The sequence below is a fragment of the Paenibacillus sp. GP183 genome (assembly GCF_900104695.1).
In the GTDB taxonomy this organism is placed as follows: Bacteria; Bacillota; Bacilli; order Paenibacillales; family NBRC-103111; genus Paenibacillus_AI.
Genome location: NZ_FNSW01000001.1, coordinates 4480392 through 4499271, shown reverse-complemented (window position 1 = coordinate 4499271; position 18880 = coordinate 4480392). Strand labels below are relative to the sequence as shown.

Below are 18880 nucleotides of genomic sequence, written 5' to 3'. Positions count from 1 at the left end.
CAAGCCAAGAACAAACATTAGAATACTATCGCCGAGATTAAATAGAAAAAGCCGCCACGCCGCTATGCACCATCACATGTCCAAAAATGACATCAACACCGGCTCGTTCGCATGCTTTTCCAATTTTTGAATACATTTAAGTATTCGATAACAGGAGGACACAAGTCATGTCACAACACGGGCAATCGTTCATGAGAGGTACGCTGGTCTTGTCTGTCGCTGCTTTCATCAACCGTATTCTCGGTTTTATCAGCGGCATGTATATCGCTCGCGTACTGGGCGCAGAGGGAATCGGCATCTTGATGATGGCTCATCCGCTCGTCCCGCTCGTCATTACGATTACGGAGCTTGGATTGCCGGTGGCAATTTCAAAGTTGGTGGCAGAGGCCCACGCTCGCAGCGAACGGATGAAAGTGAGGCGCATCCTGCATGTCTCGCTCGCTGTCACGGGCGTCTTGAGCGTAGCGCTCACGACCATATCGTTACTTGGATCTGAGTGGATCGCATCCATTCTGCTAAGCGACCAACGCGCTTATTACGCGATGCTGGCGATTACGCCGATCGCGCCGATCGTCGCTGTCTCCGCCGTATTAAAGGGATATTTCCGCGGCATGCAGCAGATGAAGACCATTGCCGCTTCCGATGTGCTGGAGCATACGGTGCAAATCGCCTGTGTACTTGCGCTGGTCCACCTATTGCTGCCTTACGGCGTCGCTTATGCGGCTGCCGGAGCAATGGCTGCCTCTGTTGTCAGCGAAGCGATCAGCCTCCTATTCCTGGTGACAAGCTACAAGCTATACGGTGAATCGAAGATGCCGGGCGAGACTTGGGCAAGCCACCTGAAACAAGGAAGAAGCACACTCGGCGAGCTGCTGCAGATCGGACTGCCGACGACCGGGCACGGTGTCATTCATTCTTTATACAGCACCTTCCAACCGCTTCTTATTACAACCAGCCTGGCGCTGGCCGGCATCGGCACGGGGTTAGCCACGAAACAATTCGGCCTGCTGGCCGGCTATGCGTTTCCGCTGCTGTTCATGCCAAGCTTTATCACGCAGTCCTTGTCCACCGCTCTAATTCCTGCGATTGGCGAAGCAGCAGCGAACAAGAACAGTGTGCTCATACATGAGCGGATGAATCAGGCTATGAACTTGGGACTCCTGATCGGCGCGCCGGCGACAGTTATCCTGTACGAGTGGGCAACTCCACTAACGACACTTGTCTATAATGCGCCGGAAGCAGGATTGCTTTTGAAAATACTGGCGCCGATGTTTTTCCTGCATTATTTCGACGCTCCGCTTCATGCGATTCTGCTCGGGCTCGGCCGCGCGAAAGCTACGCTGTGGAATTACGTAATAGCCACCGTATTCAAGGGTGTCTCGATCTTCGTGTTCGGCAGCCAATTTGGTATTATTGGCGTTGCGTACGGCATTGGTATCGGCATTGTGATTCAAACACTGCTGAACTTCTTTTCCATCTCAAGCTTGATCGGATTTTATTGGAGTATTCGTCCTTATTTCAAGGTTGGGATCTGCATGATGCTGATGGTGATATGCGGACACTGGACCTATAACTATGTTGCCAGCAATGGTATGCCGCAGTTATGGTGCGTAATCACTTCAATCGTCTGTTCCTTGTTTCTCTATTTCGCCGCACTCGTATTGACGGGTACGTTGAATTGGAAAAGTACGCGCCACCGATTTTCGATTCCATGGTAAGTTTACTTGAAAAAGAAAAAGCAGCCATGATCGGCTGCTTTTTCGCTGCTAACTTATAGCGTAATGTTCTTTTTCCATGTTAATTCATTGCCTTGCTCATTAACACTGATTAATTATCCCTTCTGAATTGAACATAATGGTCACAGAATGGTGTTTATCGGCAGTAACTGGATGGGTTGATCCCACGCGCCTTTTCGAATTACAAATCCGTCAGACTTCGTAAAATAAAATAAGTATTAGACTGACTCCAAAAATAGAAACAGCGGCATCCATGGACGAGACAATAAAGTCCTAGACTGCCGCTGTATTATTGAACTATATAAGTTGAATTATTGATTTTCTAGTAAATCCCCTGATTCCATCCTAATGCAAAGACGATCAATGAGGTTTAAGGGATCTTTCATGATTTGTTCCATGAAGGTATGTACGTTTTTTCGGATTTCGGAGACGGTGTGATAGAACACATTATTAATCACATCCGACTTTAACCATTTCCATAGTCCTTCCACGACATTAAGTTTGGGGCTGTACGGAGGTAGAAAAACAAATTTAAGCCGACCTTGCTGCTCCTTAAGAAAGGGTTCAAGCAGTTTCGCGTGGTGAGCGCGGGCATTGTCCAACACCATTGTTATTTTTCCTTTGGGGTAAGCCTCCACGATTCGCCGCAGAAACATCAGAAACTTCTCAGCTGTATATTCTTCATCTCTCCGCTCGACCTGCTCCCGCCATAACTCGGCTGACGAGGCCATAAACACCGTTTCCATATCTGTCCATCAGTTGTTCGAGTGCTGATGGAAGTTCGTTCCGCAAGGCTTCTACCAAGTTTTGATCTTCTGTGTTCATGTCTTCTCCCTTTCAGTCCTTCGCGGCTTCTTTATATGTAATACTACGTCGTAAGAATCGGAAATCCCTCAATTGACAGCTTTAGAAACCATTTAAAAAGTATGTCCTTCATGTTGCGCGGCAAACAAGCAAGTTCTTGTCCAAGTCCGGAAACAATATAGGTTCTTGTCCCATCGCCAGGACAAGAACCTATATTGTTAACATAAAAGCCACACAGTCACTATTAGCACAATCTTTTCTGCTATCGAACTAACGTTCTCCGTTAGCTCAATCCCAGATTATTTAATAAGTTTAATTGAAGAGTGGAGATCGTTGCCGGTTTTCTTCATAAAGGTTACAAAATCATTGAATTTCTCACCTTTCCAGCTCCATTGGGGATTCCCTTTACTGGAATAAACATTATAGTCGATAGTGTTGCCCACGTTTTGTGTAAATTCGTTGGTGATCATCAGTCCGTCTTCATTGGCTTTAATCTGGTTGTTAATAATCTGATTGCTTCTGGTATCAAACGCTAAATTGAGCTCACCGTAGCCGAGATGGTTGGCGTTGTTATATATTAATTCATTCTCCTGAATGACGCAGTTCAAGGTCGATCCCCGGTGTTCGTCGTATCCGCCAAGCGAAATTCCCGAAGCGCGGTTGTGGTATATTCGGTTATGCAAGGCCTCCACTTCCGAAGTTTTCCCGCCGGCATGCTCGCTGGCAAGTTCAAGGCCATAATCGTTGTCATGGATATCATTATCCTCAATAGACACTTTCGTACCGCCGTCAACATAAATTCCCGCAGCAGCATATTGGTTGCCGTAAGCCGGGTTGCGATAAGAAGAGATGTTGTAAACGTGATTTTGGCGAATTACGCCGTTTCTAGCCCTGTCATTCGCCGGATCCGGTGAAACACCTTCAAATCCGATGATAACGATGCCTATATTATTGTTGTCGTGAATAGAGTTGCTTACCACCCGAAATCCATCCACATTGCCATTGATGGCAAGAGCCTCGCTGGAACCCAACTTCAGGTTATACAACTCGTTGAAATCGATGAAAATATCATGCTGCGGGGAGTCCGATGTTCCGTATACTGCGATTCCATGTGCGTCACCGCCATTAAGGCCTTGGAAGTCAGTCCCCATATCATGAATGATGTTTCCGGAAATTCCGATATGATGGCTTGCACCTTTGACAAAAATTCCGATTGGAACTGTACCGGCTTGTTCCGTTCTATAGTTGCGCATCTCAATATCTTGAACCTGAACGTAGCTCGCATCTATAATAAAACATATACCCTCGGTATCCACCTTCACGCCTGTTCCATCCAAAATCGCATGTTCTCCTTCGGCGCTTCTCAGTGTGATAAAGCCTTCAGATTCGGAGCCTGATTTTTGGATTTTCACAGTTTGATGATAAACACCACCCTCCAGAAAGACCGTCCCTCCCGGCAGCACGGCGTCGATGGCGGTTTGAATGTTGGCTAAAGGTGCGTCGACGGTGCCGGGGTTGTTATCGTTACCAGATGGTGAGACATAAATATCTTTTGTCAAGATGACTGCGGAAGTATTAGGAGCGGCTGAATCCAGAACATCGGAATACGCAGATTTTTGAAAAGCAGAAATCATTCCCCCCGTGACTACGGTAATGAAGCTGATTCCAATGACTACCCACTTTTTTTTCATGGTTGCTCCCAATCCTTTTCTTTTCATTTCAAATTCATCACAATCCGTGAGACACCATATTCACGTAGTCAGACTAAAGAAATGGCGTTCGAAAATAGTTCAACGATCTTCTTCGTCATCCTTACTATCGACAGAAGTACGGTGAAAATAAAGTACTAGACTAAAAGCGTTGAATTGATGCAGTTTTTGAGTAAATAAGAAGATCGTCAGCTTTTGAAAAATATGTTTAAGACTGATTAAAGTAAACAGCGGCAGCTAAGGACTGTGAAAATAAAGTAATAGACTGCCGCTGCCTTTATTGCACTATCCTACCTTTATTGAGAAGTAATAATGAATTTCCTTAAAAATATCGACGATATAATTCTCTCCTACGCTCCCCGCGCAGCTGCGCATATATCTGTGTAGTAGATGCCTTTTCATGTCCAAGCATACCCTGAATAAATTCTAGTGGAGCACCGTTATCTAGTAATTGACAGGCATAGGTGTGACGAAATCGATGAGGATACACATTGGCAGTAATTTTCCCTCGTTTTGCTAGTTTCTTTAAAGACCAACGTATCGTTGGTATCGTCAATCGACGAGTAGGATTCGTTTCGGTGACAAATAATGCCTTGCAGGCATCTTCTCGACTCTCCAGGTATCTCTTTAACCACACCTTACACTCGGTAGTAAAATAAACCTCTCGTTGTTTAGATCCCTTACCGTTAACAATGGCTGAACAGTTCTCCCAGTTGATGTCTTCAATATTTATTTTCTGTACTTCTCCAATGCGGCAACCCGTACAATATAGAAATTCCAAAAGAGCATGCTCACGTTGAGATTGACAGGTAATCTTAAGATGAATAACATCCTCCTCAATCAGAAATTTCGGAATACGTTTATCCATCTTTGGCTCTCTCAGCTTAAGAGAAGGATTCCGTGTGATATGTCCTTCTTCAAATGCAAAACGAAAAAGGGATCGTACAAATCGTATTCGATGGCCTAGACTGCTGGGTTTTAGCTGTTCTGATGCCTTAGCGAGGTAGTCCTTTAGCAAGTTTAAAGAGATTTCTTCGATCTCCAGATAACCGAGTTCACGGATTAACATTTTTAATTGTAGAAAGTATGCTTTCATTGTATGCGTGCTGAATCCCAAAATACGTTTATCAGCTTCATAAAGCAGCCATAAATCACTCAATCTCATAATAAAAACCCTCCCAATTATAAGTTATCTCTAGCTTTGCTAGAATTGGGAGGGTTTAGTCTTAATTGGGTATTGTTGTACTAACGTACCCGTTGCTAGCTCAAGAATCAGCGGAGTATTAGACAGATCTGTTATAAATATAAACGGCAGTCTTTAACGGGTAAATAAAGTCCTAGACTACCGCTGCTTTATTGAACTAAAGGTCTTTGACCAGTCTCTACTAGCAGAGAAATCAAATAAAATCTTGCTCTATCATCGATTCTTTATTTTGACTCCTGGCCTCTATCGCAAGAGAAATATTTCATGACCCGTTAGACATTGGATTCGCGGATCAGAAACCTTGTTGCAATAAGTAAAACTCTCGGTAGAGCTGTAGCAGTTCGGCTTCCTTCTCTAAGATTAGACGAGATAACTCCTGAATACTGGATTCTGCATTTTTGTGATTGCTGCTTGTTTCTTCGTTTGCTGACAGACTGTTTTCTAGTTTTGGAAGTTCTGTAGGTGCTTCAGGTTCTGTATCATTTCTCATCTTAATGCTGTAACCGAACGTTACTTTTACCCATTCATCTGCTTTTGCTCGCCCAAATACTCGATAGATATGCATGTATTTTTCAAAAATTGAATTTACTGTTTGCCGACGTTCCCAGCCCAGGATTCCCATATTTTCTTTAGCGCGTGAAACAGCTTGCATGAGCTGAAAATCGTTTAGCTTTCCCCTTACGCTCTCAATCTGGTCAATCTCATCAATGAATTCAGAATAAATCTTAAAAAATATTTCCGTTTCTTTAATCATTTCATGTTCCGAAATTAAAGGTCGGTCCATTCTTACTCATCCCTTCCTCTTTTCCTATCAGTTGATCCTTTCATAGTTTTCGCAGCATTCTAAATATTTTAGGTCATTTTCAATTGATTTCAAATAGCGGGTCTGTTTTTACTGACTATTTACGAAATCTATTAGTGACAATGCTTGTTTTGACCGATAAACAGGAATTGAAACGATACATATGATAGGGCACTTAATCGTAATTCTTGATATAACCTAGCATCGGGCTCATCCAAAACTCGAATATTCATTGATCTTTTCCTCCTGTTTGATTAGTGTCTCAATTCTAACATAAACGATTCAACTTAACTGCCCGTTAGCGCAATGACCCCATCGATACTACCGTCGGGAATGGGATAATGTTCTTGTCACAAAACGGGAATGGGATCAAGTTCTTGGCATCACTCAATGTCAAGAACTTGATTCCATAAATAAAAAAAGCCGCGATTTACGCGACAATTTATGGGACAATGTTCTTGACTCCCGACATACTTTGATTTCATTTATTTTCTCATCGAATATCCTAATCATCTAATCCCTTTCCGTTGAGAATATGCGGCAAATATTTTTCAACCCTTGACTCTCGAGTTTTGGATTGTTTGGGTGCAGAAAAATGAAGAATGTACGCTCTTTGCCGTCCCGGCGTCAATGCTTCAAAAGCAGTTTTCAAGTAAGGGATTTCAACGAATTTATTTTGTAATTCTTCAGGAATTATGTATTCCGTATTCTTTTTATAGTTCGCTTGCAAACCAGCTTTTTCAACTTCAATGGCTTCATCGATATAAGTTTTCAAGATAAGCTGCATCTCATCTATTTCTTGAACATTGGTGAACCGAATCTGGCGCGCCGCCTGCACATTCTCCGTTTGTTGGATTAGGATACCATGGGGATCTTTTAACAAGGCACCTTTGTGAAACAGAAGCGCGCAGTATTCTTTAAATCCATGTATTAAAACAATGTTTTTATCCTGATACGTGTAACAAGGATGCATCCACTTAAACTCTTCGGTCAACTCGCAGTCAAGAACGATATTTCTCAACAGCTCGAATTCTTCCTTCCACTTTTTAGCCTTACTAAAATATGGATCAATCTTAAGATTCCTTTCACCTTTTGTCATCAAGGAACACCCCATTTCAATTTTTCGATCCGCTGACAGAGAGGAATGATCATCCTCAATTATATCAAGTATTTTCCCGTGATCGACTGCTCCGCATGGATGATCTGCGGAGGTGTGCCCTCGAACACCACCTGGCCGCCCCTGCTGCCTCCGTCCGGTCCCATATCGATAATCCAATCCGCTTGGCTAATCACATCGAGGTTGTGCTGCCGACTTTTCGGTCAAGTACCAGTCTTGCCTCTTAAAGGATGGTCAAATGCTTGGATACCGCTGTACGGCCCCTTTGGAAACTGAGTCGTTAATTCAAGAAGCGGTATCTCCTCTGCCTAGTGTACTCATTTGATTGCTACCAGAGTGGCTGCAATCAAAGTAATCACAAAGGCCGGTATCGCTTTTCCAATAGGATGCTTGACTCTGAAATGTAAAAGGCATGCCACTAGCATCGTGATGCCAATCCAAATGCCTGCCCATATGGCTGCTACCGGATTCCAGTATCCGATAACAAGTCCGGCTGCCCCGGCTAGTTGAACGAGCCCAGTAACAACTCGAAACCATTGCGGCAGTTTAATCGACTCGAACATTTCAACAAAATTTTTCGCACCAGCCAGCTTGCTTCCGCCGCCAAAGGCCATGGAGACGAGCAGAAAACTTTGTAAAATAACAAAAAATGATATTCATATGGCTCTCCTTCCTTTTACAACTAGGCCAATACCTTTTCAAGCTCGCCGCACCATTTACCCCAGCCATACCTAGCGCCTTCGAGACCTTGAGCATTGGCGAACCCGGTTTGTTCGAGATGAAGGTTAACCTTTCCGTCTCCTAAATCCTGCAGCGTCCAGGTGACCGTGTGCTTCTCCCCTCCGCTGGCCCAAGTATAGGACACCCGGTTTGGTGCGTCCACGATAAGCACTTCTCCGTCAATAATGCCATCCCAATATTCGGACGGCTGAGTGCGAAACTGAAAACGGTGTCCTACGACGGGCTCAAAATCATTATCCATCGCCTGACCATTGTGGATGTTGACCACCCACTTGGCAAGCTTGCTTGAATCGGTTAAGGCGGACCAAAGTTTCTCGATCGATGTCGTGTACTGAAAATCCAAGGATAATGCTAAACTCATTCTTCTTCCTCCTCTAATAGTTGGTTCAAGCGCAACATATTCGTACTCCAGAACTTGCTGTAGAAAGCCACCCAATCTTGAATTTCTCTGAGTGGAGAGGCGTTTAGCCTAAATCGCGTTTCTCTGCCGACTTTTCGGTCAAGTACCAATCCGGCCTCTTTAAGGATTGTCAAATGCTTGGATACCGCTGTACGGCCCATTTGAAACTGTGCCGTTAATTCATGAAGCGGTATCTCCTCTGCCTCTGCTAACAGACGAATCAGTCGGCGCCTAGTTGGATCTGCAAGCGCGTCAAACACATCCCGTAACTGGTTGTTCTCGTTCACAACACCCCCTCCTAAGTTCTTTGTTGATCCTCTGATAGGACACTATTTGGTGACTCTTTGATTATAGGACACCATTTGGTATCTTGTCAACAACATTTTTAAACTACGCATGAAAACGGTCAGTCAGCTATGTGTGTCAAACTATTGATATTATGCCATTTGGCTCCTTGACTATGTGTTAAAAAGCCTCAGCGAGATAATGCCGAAGCTTTGATCATGACTCAGTTTTGTTGGGTGTCAGGACTGCTTAATAAATGTCATTCGGTTCTAAATAACTGCCCGTTAGCTGAGCAATCGGCTGCTGATCTTCAGATCTGCAGCCGTTATATTCCGCTATTGTTATCCGTTAGCGGAACAAAGTCAACTTTTGAATAACTGTTCGTATACCGATTCAGCCATCGCTAGAAGTTCAAGTCGGATCTGGTTTTGCGGGGGTTTGATTAAGAGGTGGAGTGGAGGAGAATACAACTGGGGTATTCTCTTCATGAGGTTTCGTTGTCGCAGGTACTGTAGACACTTCATTTGTAGGGGTGACGAGCAAATTCTTGCAGGCGGTCAATACCAATATAAGCAATGCAATTGAGATTAATAGGCTTTTCATCATCGTTTCCTCCGTTAGTGATTCTGTTCACATGCAAACGTTAGTATTCAATATCTTAGACGTAAACGATGATCCAAAAGTTATACAAAAATAAGGGGTCGAGGTTTCGTGGGGATGACGTTCGACGACTAACATCTGATGGGAACGTTCCGCTAATGGTTGCTAATGTGCAACCGCGATAGCATACGCCGAGTTTATCGGCATCATAGTTGTTTTAGCAATAACCGGTTTAAATAAAAAACGGCTGCCGAAGCAACTGCTATCCCGCTATCGTTTCCGTTAGCGTAACAAGTAACCTCATTTTTACAAATCCTATTCAACGTTTTTTGTTAATTCTAATGCACCGCTCCCCAAATTTCATGTAAGGTCTTCGATATGTAAAATAAAAAGCCGCGACACTGGTCCGCGACTCCAAAATTTGATATTCAACTTTATGCATTACGCTGTTTTTGCAGTCTTTGTTGTTTTTTTATGTACAGCCTTTGCCTTTTTATTTTTACTCACAGCGTAGTTTTTAGAGTTAGCCTTAGTTGTTTTCTTAGCTGTTGTAACCTTTTTCTTAGCATGAGTTACGGTGTGTTTAGTTTGAACGGTAGCTTTAGTAGCAGCAAAAGCAGAGCCTGTGAAACTAAGCAATAAACAAGCGGAAAGCCCTACTACGAGTAACTTCTTCATGTTGATTTGTTTCCTTTCTCGTTTTGTAAGTGCCAACAAAGGTGCCAACTCCTTTAAGGAAAGTATAGAACAAACAGTTTGCTTCTTTCGTTAAATATTGTCGGAGCCCAAGCCTTTATTGTTGTTGATCGTCATTCGTTTCCTAATCTTGATCTTCTTGCTCATTATCTGCTTGTTCTTGTTTCGTGATTTTCCCTGTCGCAGCATCTACCTTAACTTCCGTGATTTTACCATTACTGTCTTGAATCTGTACATTGTATACAGCTGTGCCGTTTTCATCTTCCAGTTGAACATCTTTTACGGTTCCATGAACTTGTGCCGTAGCAATGGTGGTACTTTGCTCTTTTGTAATTTTGGCTTGCTTCTGCAGATCGACTTGACTTAAATCCGCGGCTTCTTTATTTTGGTCATCTGCTATCGGTCCTGCATCATCGGCTGTCTCTTGGTCGTCTGTTGTTGTTATTGTCGTGTTTGCGGTAGAAGTTCCTGTAACTGCCGCGAATGACTGATTATGTGGCATTACGATCAAGCCACCTCCAAATATCAAACTTGCTGCTAATGTGCCTACAACGATTTTCTTACTAATCGATTTCACAGTCTCATTCCGCCTTGTTATCCAAATTTTATCTTACATTTTTTAGGGTAACCATAATTTCTGAAGATAAGCTTAATGGAAAATGAGATTTAGATGAGATTTAAATGAGTAATTTTTAAAAAGTTGGCGGTTGTGCGGATGTATCCATAAAAATAAAAGAGGACCTTTACGTTTTTAGGCATATGTACATAAACATTTATTTTGTGATCATGTCAAAAAGAACTGCCGCGGCAGCTCCTTCGTTTTTTTATGGATCGTTTATCAACTAACGTACCCGTCATTCATGCATCGCAAGACCAGCGCTGCACCACAGAGGATGAAAATGGATAAAATCTGTCAATACTTCTACTATGGCTGGGAGAAGAAGGTCTATAAGCTATGGTGCCATTTAGAGCCCAACCGTTAGTCTGACTCCAACCATCACGGTGCATCACAGACTGTCGCACCCAATATGGGTAGCACTTATGGGAGATTAATCCTTTTTGATTGGTTGCACCAGCCTCACCTTTTTTTAGAAGAAAGTTGCTACATTACCACCCAACTCCATAAGGATCAATCAGAGGCTCAGCCTTTTTTAACTACGACAGCATAATCAACTAACTGTTCAATAAATTCCATTTATGCTCTAAGTCGTTGAGGTAGCCTTCGGTATTGCGATTAAACTTTTTACGTAATATGACACAGGTTAAACGCTGGTCCCACTGTGCTTTCCGTGCTTTATAACGACTAAAGGAAACGGAACGCAGTCGTGAAATCACATGCTCTTGACGAAGCGCATCGTTCACCAATACGATCATTTCACCATTGCGTACGATGTAGCTGTTCCAGTTACGAAGTCCTGTAATTCGACGGTGACTAGCCTTCGTCTGTCGAAAGAATTGCTCCAAGTCATTATTTGTTCTTGGAATGTAATAATGATCATAACAAGTGAATAGACCTCTCCAAAACCCTTTGGAAAAGTTGAGTAAATTGTTAACCATGAGTTCGTCATTCTCAAGCGTGTAGGTTTGTTTTACCCAATTCAGTAACATTGATAGCTCCCATTCAACCGTCTCGCTAGTTTTATCTTCACCAGGGGTAAGGATAATGGCGATATAATCCATCGGTTTCATTAGCCGCGATACGGCTTCATAAACAGGATTCATTTCATCTATTTTGCTGAATATTCTGATAATATTTTGAAGCAAACTAGGCTCTTTTTTTACTCAAGCATCTTTGTAAAGAAGCCTGAATCGCTTGTGCACGTTCATAAATCATTAATCCAGGAAGCTCCAATGGTGGATCTCCGTCTTCTAGGAGCAAGGCTCGGACAGCTGCCACATATCCCTTGGCAATCTGCGCTTCGGTAATTTCAGCAGTTTCCGAATCTGGCTGTTCCGTTTTCCCCGTCTCGGATGCTTGGATCTCAGCCTGTTCTATTTTTCGTTCGATGTCCCGAATCCCGCGCATGCTTTTTTTGAGTTCCATTTTTAATTTACGATCGGCTTCGACAATGGGTTTGGCTATGTCCTTCAGATAATGGTACTGACAGTATTGGTAAGGCACATCCGGTAACAAGGTCTCAAATGCCAGCCGAATGGATTTTTGCCCGTCACTTACAATACCTACGATTGGATAGCCCAACTCCATGATGGGTTCAATGAGCGTCTTCAGCTCTTCTGCCGTTCCGCTCTTCATGTTTTGTGCAGCGAGTACCGTGCCGCTGAATACTTCGCGTAGGACATATAGAGTTTCATTCCCTTTCTCAGGCTGAACGCCATCCATCGATAAGATGACGCCGCCATTTTGTTCGGTAGTCTCTGCAAGTACTTTGTTTACATGATCATCCAAACTCGCAGAAAGCAACGTCTGATAGCGTTCGTACAAATTTTGAGCATGCCTTTCACTCGTTGGAATACCTCGTTCATTCAACGCATCAGCAACTTCTTTAACTGTTCGATGCTGCTTAAAGCGCAGTTCTCCAACGAGAGCAAGCACATCATATCCATATGAGGAATGCTTCATGCTAAGCATCTCAGCTTCAGCAGATTTATACGCAACTCCTGTATGTGTACAATCTAGATTTTTGCAAGCATAAGCCATACTCCATGCATGGATGATTCCGTTTGTTGTGACAATCTTTTTCTCCCATGCTGTATGGGTTCTCCGCAATTTTGACTCACAGTGCGGACATTTTTTAAACTCAGGTCTGAAGTAAACTCTGGGCGCAGCACCCAATCTATTTTTCTCAAGCATTAAGGTCATCTCCTACAATAAATTCTGACCTTTATACTTTCGATAAAAGATTGGAAATTCCTGCTAGTCAATCTTGCTGTCGTAGTTTTTAAAAAAAAGTTTTTTCTGGGTCTACTTTAATTTGCCTTTTTTTAGATTTTTGAGCTTTTTATTTTCATGGGAGCTCAATGGCTCTTATACTCCTATACGTTTATTATTAGGTTGCTTTAACCAATACCTTAAACCCTTACCTGCTAAAGGTTCATCCTCAAATCTAGGAATAACGTGTAGATGAGCATGAAATATTTCTTGTCCACCAACGTGACCACAATTCCAACCAACATTAAATCCCTGTGATTTATATGTCTTCTCAATATACCCCTTTACCTGATGTAATAAGTCGAATGTAGCTTGCCATTCTTGGGGAGTTAAGTCAAACACTGTTTCCCTATGAGCCTTAGGTATTATTAAACCTGATCCTACTAATACTGGTTGAGGTTTTTGCAAAAATAAACAATATTCGTTACTATAAACGATACTTTCATCTTCATCTAATTTTGGATAGCAGAATGGACATTCCATTTGATTCCCCCATATCTTGTCTATAAAACTGTATATTGACCAAAACATTATACCATATACTGTATTTTCCATTGTTAAGTATGATGGGCTTTGCTACGCGTTTTTCGTTAGCTTAACCCGAAGGTACCTTTTCATTCGATAACTTATAGCGATTCTGCTACAGCCGTCCTGCCTTCCGATCAAACGTCCACCAGGCCCAACCGTAAGATCCGAGAAGAATGAACACGCACCATCCAACGGCCCACCATGCAACCTCTTGGATTGGGGCTCCGGTGAGCAGGCGACGGATCGTTTCGATAACAGGCGTAATGGGTTGATTGTCAGCTATCCCTCGCAGCCAAGTTGGCATGGTTTCTGTCGGGACGAATGCACTGGAGAGGTAGGGGAGAAAAAGTAGAGCGAAACCGTAACCACTCGCGGCAGATGGACTGCCGGCGACAAGGCCGATGGCAGCGTAGAGCCAGGTAAATGCGAGAATGAACAGGGTTATTACACCGAATGCGCCGAGCCATTCCACAATTCCTGCTGATGTGCGGAACCCAACTAGCAACGCGACGCCAATGACGATGGCAGTTGCCACTAAGTTGCGAGCAAGACTCGCGATGACATGCCCTACAATAACATTCATGCTGCGTATTGGCATTGTTCGAAATCGGTTGATAATGCCGTTTGTCATGTCTCCAGCCACGTCCACCGCAGTGCTTGAGGATCCGAATCCTGCGCAAAGCAGGATAATGCCCGGTACAACGTAGTTAACGTATTGCCCACTGTGATCGATCGCACCTCCAAACACGTAGGTGAACAGCAGCATTAGCATAATCGGAAGCGCGATTGCCATTACCAACGCCTCTGTGTTGCGCAGGCTGTGTCGGATGCTCCGTCCAATGAAGACGGCAATGGTGGTTCCGATAGCTGCCGATTTGGACGGATTGATGAAATTGATCATATGATGGACCCCTCCATTTGTTTGGTGGTCAAAGCGATAAATACATCGTCCATGCTCGGTCTGCGAATGTTCACGCGCGATCCATCTGGCGCTGTACGGGCCAACTCATCGATGGTCATTTTGACTTCACCGATGCTGCCGCCTGTCGGTATTTCACGGATGATTTCGTCATTCTCGTCCCTCAGCTCGACTACCTCGCCGCCGATGCGAGATTTGAGCTGATCCGTGGTTCCTTGCGCCACGACGCGGCCTCCGGCAATGACGGCAATGACATCCGCCAATTGATCTGCTTCCTCGAGGTATTGCGTGGTTAGAAAAACAGTTACGCCCTGCGCAGCAAGCTGTCTGATATTCTTCCAAAGCTCCCGCCTGCTCTGGGTGTCTAGACCCATTGTCGGTTCGTCTAGAAACAGGATCGGTCGACTAACCACCAGGCTTAACGCCAGATCCAGCCGGCGACGCATCCCTCCTGAATATGTCTTTACCCGTTTGTGCGCTGCTGCCGTAAGATCGAAGCTCTCCAGCAACTCGGTCGCTCTTATGCGAGCTTCCGCTGTTGTAAGGCCAGAGAGCCTACCCATCATGCGCAGGTTCTCATCCGCGGTTAACACCTCGTCGACGGCTGCGAACTGGCCGGTTAGGCTGATGGATCGCTTCACCCCTTCCTTATCGGTGATGATATCATGTCCTGCTACGTGCACGGTTCCCTCATCCGGAGTGACCAGCGTGGAAAGGATGTGGATCAGCGTCGTCTTCCCGGCCCCGTTCGGACCCAGAAGCGCAAAAATCACTCCTGATGGAACCGACAGATCGATACTGTCCAGCACTACATGATCTCCGAAGGCTTTGCGTAGACTTTTCATTTCAATCGCTGCACTCATATTTTCCGACTTCCTTTCTGCTTATATAATAAACAGTATATTGCATACACAGTATATTATGTATACAGTTATTGTGCAAGGATTAATTTTGAATGCGATTAAGAGACATATTGACACTCAGGAGGGTCTTCACAATGAATTGCGAAATTGAGGGAAAATTGCCGCGCGGAGTGGCGCTCAGCTGGGGGCTCGTCAAACAACCTCAGCGGGGACCGAAGCGTGAGATGAGCATTAAACAAATCGTGGATGCTGCGGTTTCAATCGCTGACAAAGAGGGGCTGTCCTCCGTTTCCATGAATCGGGTAGCGGCTTCCCTGGGCTTTACTACGATGTCCCTCTACAGGTACATTCCAAGCAAGGACGACTTGTTATTGCTCATGCAGGAGGCCGCATGCGACAGAGTTCTTCCCGAGAGGATGGAAGGGGAACACTGGCGTGAAAGCCTGCAGAAATTTGTTCCGGCAATCATGGCTGTCTACCGGGAGCATTCCTGGTTCGGAGATATTCCGATTTCAGGCGTCCCCATTACCCCAAACAACCTCCGAGTCGTGGATTGGGCGCTGGGCGCTATGGACGGACTCCGTCTGAACAACAATGAAAAAATGTCCGTTATTCTTCTTTTGAGCAGTTATGCTCGTGCGAGCGGTATGTTGGTTCGTGACATTGAAAGTGCCCTTCGGGCGGGTGCAAGTCCAGGCGCTTTCAGCGGGCTAGATTACAGTGCCGCGTTGAAGCAACTGGTCACACCAGAACGTTTTCCGAATTTGCATCCGGTTGTAATGTCTGGTGCCTATACAGGTGAGAACGAAGAAGATCACACCGTCTTAAACGACTTCGATTTCGGACTGGAGCGAATTCTGGACGGCATAGAGTACTACCTAAACTCCAAATCTCCCAAGCAGGAGCAATAAAAAGTCTCTTGTTACTCCATTGCGGAATGCAGGCGGATAATTGGTACAAAAAGGAAGTTTGAAAAATAAGGTTGCCGATCGTTATGACTTAGCAGCCTTTCAACTTGCCTTCTTGTGGAGCCGACAGTAAAGGGGTCTAGACCACCTTTCTTTTCACCAATAGACACCTTTAGATAGCGATCATTTATTTTCAAATCCGTGCAACCTTTATTGGGTGGATATCGCTATTGAGGGTGCTGAACAAACCCTGCGTCATTGTAAATAAAATTCATTAATAAATTTGTCTACTTCACATCCTTTTAGTACAAGAATTATATTCTTCAATTTTACCGATAACCCATTCTTTAGTTTTGGGTGATGCTCCTTTGTAACCACTATGTAATTTATGAATTATTAATCCCCAATTCAAAGTCTTATATTTCTCGCTTTGTTCAAATCGATTGATTACTATGGGGAAAATCCTTATTAAGAAATCATCTATTTTCTCTGAATAAACTTCAAGAGTTTGATTTATTCTGACGAATTTATGTTTATTCCTTCCATTCAATCTTGCCAATTCAAAAGACGATACCCTTTTCAAAATCATAGTTTTTGTAATTCTTACTGGAGGATTTTCCAAATATATTTGCTTCGCCACTTGTTCAATAAGTGGATAAGTTTCTTCATCATGCTCTTTATAATTGATTTTTTTTATTAAGTTAATTTTTCTTGGTGGCAACATTTCCTCCATCCACACTCTCTCATGCTTCATAAGCTTATCGTATTTTGAAAATCCAAAAAAAATTTTAATCTGCTTTCTATTTTTTCCTTTTAATTGACTTTGCAATAAATCTACTAACTCTTTCTTAAGGTCATTTAATGCATGTCCAGGTCTGCCAGCAAGACCTTTTTCATCTTGATAATTAATATTATCCCTAAATTTATTAATTGTTTCCATATCGGAACCCACAAACTTAGAAATAAATAGAATAGATTTATTTTCTCTAAGTAAACCATTAACTTTTTCTCTCCACAACTCACCGTGATCAGCGATGAAATATCTACTCTTATTTTCAATATCTTTAGGATAGTAGCGTTTAATATAGGTAAACCCGCAATGTGGACAGGAAAATGAAGCCGAGATGATTTGTTTGTATGCTCTGTTACAATGTTTAATAACAAACTCACTACTAAATGGACATATATTATTTTTATTTAAGCAAGGCCAGGGTCCACAACCAAATGGAAGGTCTAATGAATAAGTTTCATTACTAAGTATGAAATTCTCAAGATTACCATAACCATATTTTCCCTAGTAAATAACTTTGTTATTTTAAAATGTTTAACAAGATTTTCTTTATAAACTCCAATTTTTTCAAGATTGCTTACATCAAAAAAAGTAAACAGATCTTCTATTACCCTAATTTTATCAATCGCACCTTTATAATGTATGTACCCTCTGTTTCCCAGAGCAATTATTAACTTGTCCATGAATAGATCAGCATCAAGTTTTCCATAATGCTTAATTAATATTTTGAAATCATCTATGATTTCCATCAAGAACGAATCATAACATTCCGATTCAGGTACTTGAACAATATGATTATTTTTGCATATAGGCAACAAAGATAGATATTGTCCTTTTATATCTGCATAGAGTTCCTTACATTCAGGGCACTCTTTTACTAAATTAATTTTATGCTTTACACAAAAATTCATAAAGCCAAATTGGTGTTCACGATGAACATAGCAATTTCCTTCTTGGTTATAATCATCCCACATACATTGAGGACAATATTTAATTTGCTGATCGAAAATTCTATCGATACTATGAAATTTATATACATCATCAAATAAGTTTCCCCATGTTGATTTCTCCAAAAAAGGAGACACAAACGGAATATATGCCTTGACTCACCTTTCGCTCCACAATCAAAGTAATTAGGAAGTAACCCGTTTATTGTCTTCCCATAAAACCAGTAACGCTTAAGCAGATCATAAATTACATTGGCTTGAACACCAGTTTTTGCGGTCAACTCTTCAAGAAGTTTCCACCGCTCCTCTGGGATGTATATGGCGGGTTCGGTAGACACTAATTCCTCAATCAGTTTCCACTTCATATTCAATTTATCGGCATATTTCATTAGGTACTCTTCCGAAGGATTTATTATATGTAAATCCGGTTCGAAATCTATTTTTTTAGCCCTCGATTCCTCAAAATCATTTAACAGGTCCTCCATTTTTACGAAATATGGGAAGTCCACGTTTTTGAAATCTGTAATATCAATCACTATAAGATTCTGAAGATCGTTTGAGATCCAGCAGACTCGAATCAAACGATTTTGTTTATTATCACTATGAAGAAGTTGTATAATTGAATTTTCGTATATCATCTAATCATCTCCTTACTTATCAACAATGGTGATGAATTTCTAATGAATCTATTCATATCGGTGTGGATAATCTTATTGGCTAACAGATGTTTCAATAAAAACATGCTTGAGCCCTGTTCCAGACCGAATTTATTATCCGCTTGCAAACATAATTTCTGAATTGGAGTTAAAGCGCCATCTTCTATTAAGAGTTTTATGAAAGGCAGCTGAATGTACTCTACCAAATCACCGTCCAGACCAGGTCACTATCCAAAAATCTCCCTTCGAACATCCATTCAATATTTCGTACCATGTTCACTGGCA

The 18880-nt window shown here is 42.7% G+C and carries 22 protein-coding genes; 2 read left to right on the top strand and 20 right to left on the bottom strand.

Going from position 1 to position 18880, the window contains the following annotated elements; translation table 11 throughout:
• Positions 1–167: 167 nt before the first annotated feature.
• The gene (gene spoVB, locus BLV33_RS22205; RefSeq protein ID WP_090797042.1) at positions 168–1718 is read left to right on the top strand and encodes a stage V sporulation protein B; all 1551 of its coding nucleotides are present in this window, start codon (positions 168–170) and stop codon (positions 1716–1718) included.
• A 329-nt stretch (positions 1719–2047) separates the two neighbouring features.
• Here spoVB and BLV33_RS22200 read toward each other — a convergent pair whose 3' ends face one another.
• From BLV33_RS22200 to BLV33_RS22130, 16 genes are all read right to left on the bottom strand, one after another.
• A complete protein-coding gene (locus tag BLV33_RS22200; protein WP_290439084.1) occupies positions 2048–2473 on the bottom strand; it encodes an IS630 family transposase in 426 nt (141 codons plus the stop codon).
• A gap of 366 nt (positions 2474–2839) precedes the next feature.
• Positions 2840–4231 (bottom strand): right-handed parallel beta-helix repeat-containing protein, encoded by a 1392-nt coding sequence (locus tag BLV33_RS22195; protein ID WP_253187136.1) that lies wholly within the window; start codon positions 4229–4231, stop codon positions 2840–2842.
• Between the two features lie 340 nt (positions 4232–4571).
• Complete coding sequence (locus tag BLV33_RS22190; protein ID WP_090797039.1) at positions 4572–5414, bottom strand: tyrosine-type recombinase/integrase; 843 nt, start codon at positions 5412–5414, stop codon at positions 4572–4574.
• Positions 5415–5745: 331 nt separating this feature from the next.
• Entirely contained in the window at positions 5746–6237 is a 492-nt protein-coding gene (locus tag BLV33_RS22185) for a hypothetical protein (protein WP_090797036.1), read from the bottom strand.
• A gap of 523 nt (positions 6238–6760) precedes the next feature.
• A complete protein-coding gene (locus BLV33_RS22180) occupies positions 6761–7354 on the bottom strand; it encodes a YdeI/OmpD-associated family protein (protein ID WP_090797033.1) in 594 nt (197 codons plus the stop codon).
• A 59-nt stretch (positions 7355–7413) separates the two neighbouring features.
• Positions 7414–7548, bottom strand: coding sequence for a hypothetical protein (locus BLV33_RS30500; RefSeq protein WP_268795798.1), 135 nt, complete (start codon positions 7546–7548; stop codon positions 7414–7416).
• A 141-nt stretch (positions 7549–7689) separates the two neighbouring features.
• Positions 7690–8013 (bottom strand): DoxX family protein, encoded by a 324-nt coding sequence (locus tag BLV33_RS22175; protein ID WP_290439083.1) that lies wholly within the window; start codon positions 8011–8013, stop codon positions 7690–7692.
• 41 nt (positions 8014–8054) lie between these two features.
• Positions 8055–8474, bottom strand: a complete 420-nt coding sequence (locus tag BLV33_RS22170; protein WP_090797025.1) for an SRPBCC family protein — start codon at positions 8472–8474, stop codon at positions 8055–8057.
• Positions 8471–8800 carry an ArsR/SmtB family transcription factor gene (locus tag BLV33_RS22165; protein WP_090797016.1) on the bottom strand — a complete coding sequence of 110 codons (330 nt, stop codon included), beginning with the start codon at positions 8798–8800 and terminating at the stop codon, positions 8471–8473. The genes BLV33_RS22170 and BLV33_RS22165 overlap by 4 nt, the downstream gene beginning before the upstream one ends.
• Before the next feature lie 1039 nt (positions 8801–9839).
• Entirely contained in the window at positions 9840–10112 is a 273-nt protein-coding gene (locus tag BLV33_RS22160) for a hypothetical protein (RefSeq protein ID WP_139305802.1), read from the bottom strand.
• A 106-nt stretch (positions 10113–10218) separates the two neighbouring features.
• Positions 10219–10596 (bottom strand): PepSY domain-containing protein, encoded by a 378-nt coding sequence (locus BLV33_RS22155; RefSeq protein ID WP_139305801.1) that lies wholly within the window; start codon positions 10594–10596, stop codon positions 10219–10221.
• Between the two features lie 671 nt (positions 10597–11267).
• Positions 11268–11858 (bottom strand): hypothetical protein, encoded by a 591-nt coding sequence (locus BLV33_RS22150; protein ID WP_090788281.1) that lies wholly within the window; start codon positions 11856–11858, stop codon positions 11268–11270.
• A gap of 1 nt (position 11859) precedes the next feature.
• Positions 11860–12906, bottom strand: a complete 1047-nt coding sequence (locus BLV33_RS22145) for an ogr/Delta-like zinc finger family protein (protein WP_253186956.1) — start codon at positions 12904–12906, stop codon at positions 11860–11862.
• A 174-nt stretch (positions 12907–13080) separates the two neighbouring features.
• Positions 13081–13467: an HIT family protein gene (locus tag BLV33_RS22140; protein WP_090797005.1), complete on the bottom strand. Its 387-nt coding sequence runs from the start codon at positions 13465–13467 to the stop codon at positions 13081–13083.
• A gap of 157 nt (positions 13468–13624) precedes the next feature.
• Entirely contained in the window at positions 13625–14413 is a 789-nt protein-coding gene (locus BLV33_RS22135; protein WP_090797001.1) for an ABC transporter permease, read from the bottom strand.
• Entirely contained in the window at positions 14410–15294 is an 885-nt protein-coding gene (locus BLV33_RS22130) for an ATP-binding cassette domain-containing protein (RefSeq protein WP_090796997.1), read from the bottom strand. The genes BLV33_RS22135 and BLV33_RS22130 overlap by 4 nt, the downstream gene beginning before the upstream one ends.
• 134 nt (positions 15295–15428) lie before the next feature.
• Here BLV33_RS22130 and BLV33_RS22125 point away from each other — a divergent pair, with 134 nt between their 5' ends.
• The gene (locus tag BLV33_RS22125) at positions 15429–16205 is read left to right on the top strand and encodes a TetR/AcrR family transcriptional regulator (RefSeq protein ID WP_090796993.1); all 777 of its coding nucleotides are present in this window, start codon (positions 15429–15431) and stop codon (positions 16203–16205) included.
• Positions 16206–16494: 289 nt separating this feature from the next.
• Here the strand turns inward: BLV33_RS22125 and BLV33_RS22120 are convergent, their stop codons facing one another.
• The 4 genes from BLV33_RS22120 to BLV33_RS30220 are packed head-to-tail and all read right to left on the bottom strand — an operon-like array spanning position 16495 to position 18723.
• Entirely contained in the window at positions 16495–17463 is a 969-nt protein-coding gene (locus tag BLV33_RS22120) for a TnsD family Tn7-like transposition protein (RefSeq protein WP_090796989.1), read from the bottom strand.
• Positions 17436–17966: a hypothetical protein gene (locus BLV33_RS30875; protein WP_366414860.1), complete on the bottom strand. Its 531-nt coding sequence runs from the start codon at positions 17964–17966 to the stop codon at positions 17436–17438. The genes BLV33_RS22120 and BLV33_RS30875 overlap by 28 nt, the downstream gene beginning before the upstream one ends.
• On the bottom strand, positions 17900–18577 hold the full coding sequence (locus BLV33_RS22110; RefSeq protein WP_090796982.1) for a hypothetical protein: 678 nt from the start codon (positions 18575–18577) through the stop codon (positions 17900–17902). The genes BLV33_RS30875 and BLV33_RS22110 overlap by 67 nt, the downstream gene beginning before the upstream one ends.
• Complete coding sequence (locus tag BLV33_RS30220; RefSeq protein ID WP_253187261.1) at positions 18574–18723, bottom strand: TnsA endonuclease C-terminal domain-containing protein; 150 nt, start codon at positions 18721–18723, stop codon at positions 18574–18576. Before BLV33_RS30220 ends, BLV33_RS22110 begins: the two co-directional genes overlap by 4 nt.
• Positions 18724–18880: the final 157 nt, after the last annotated feature.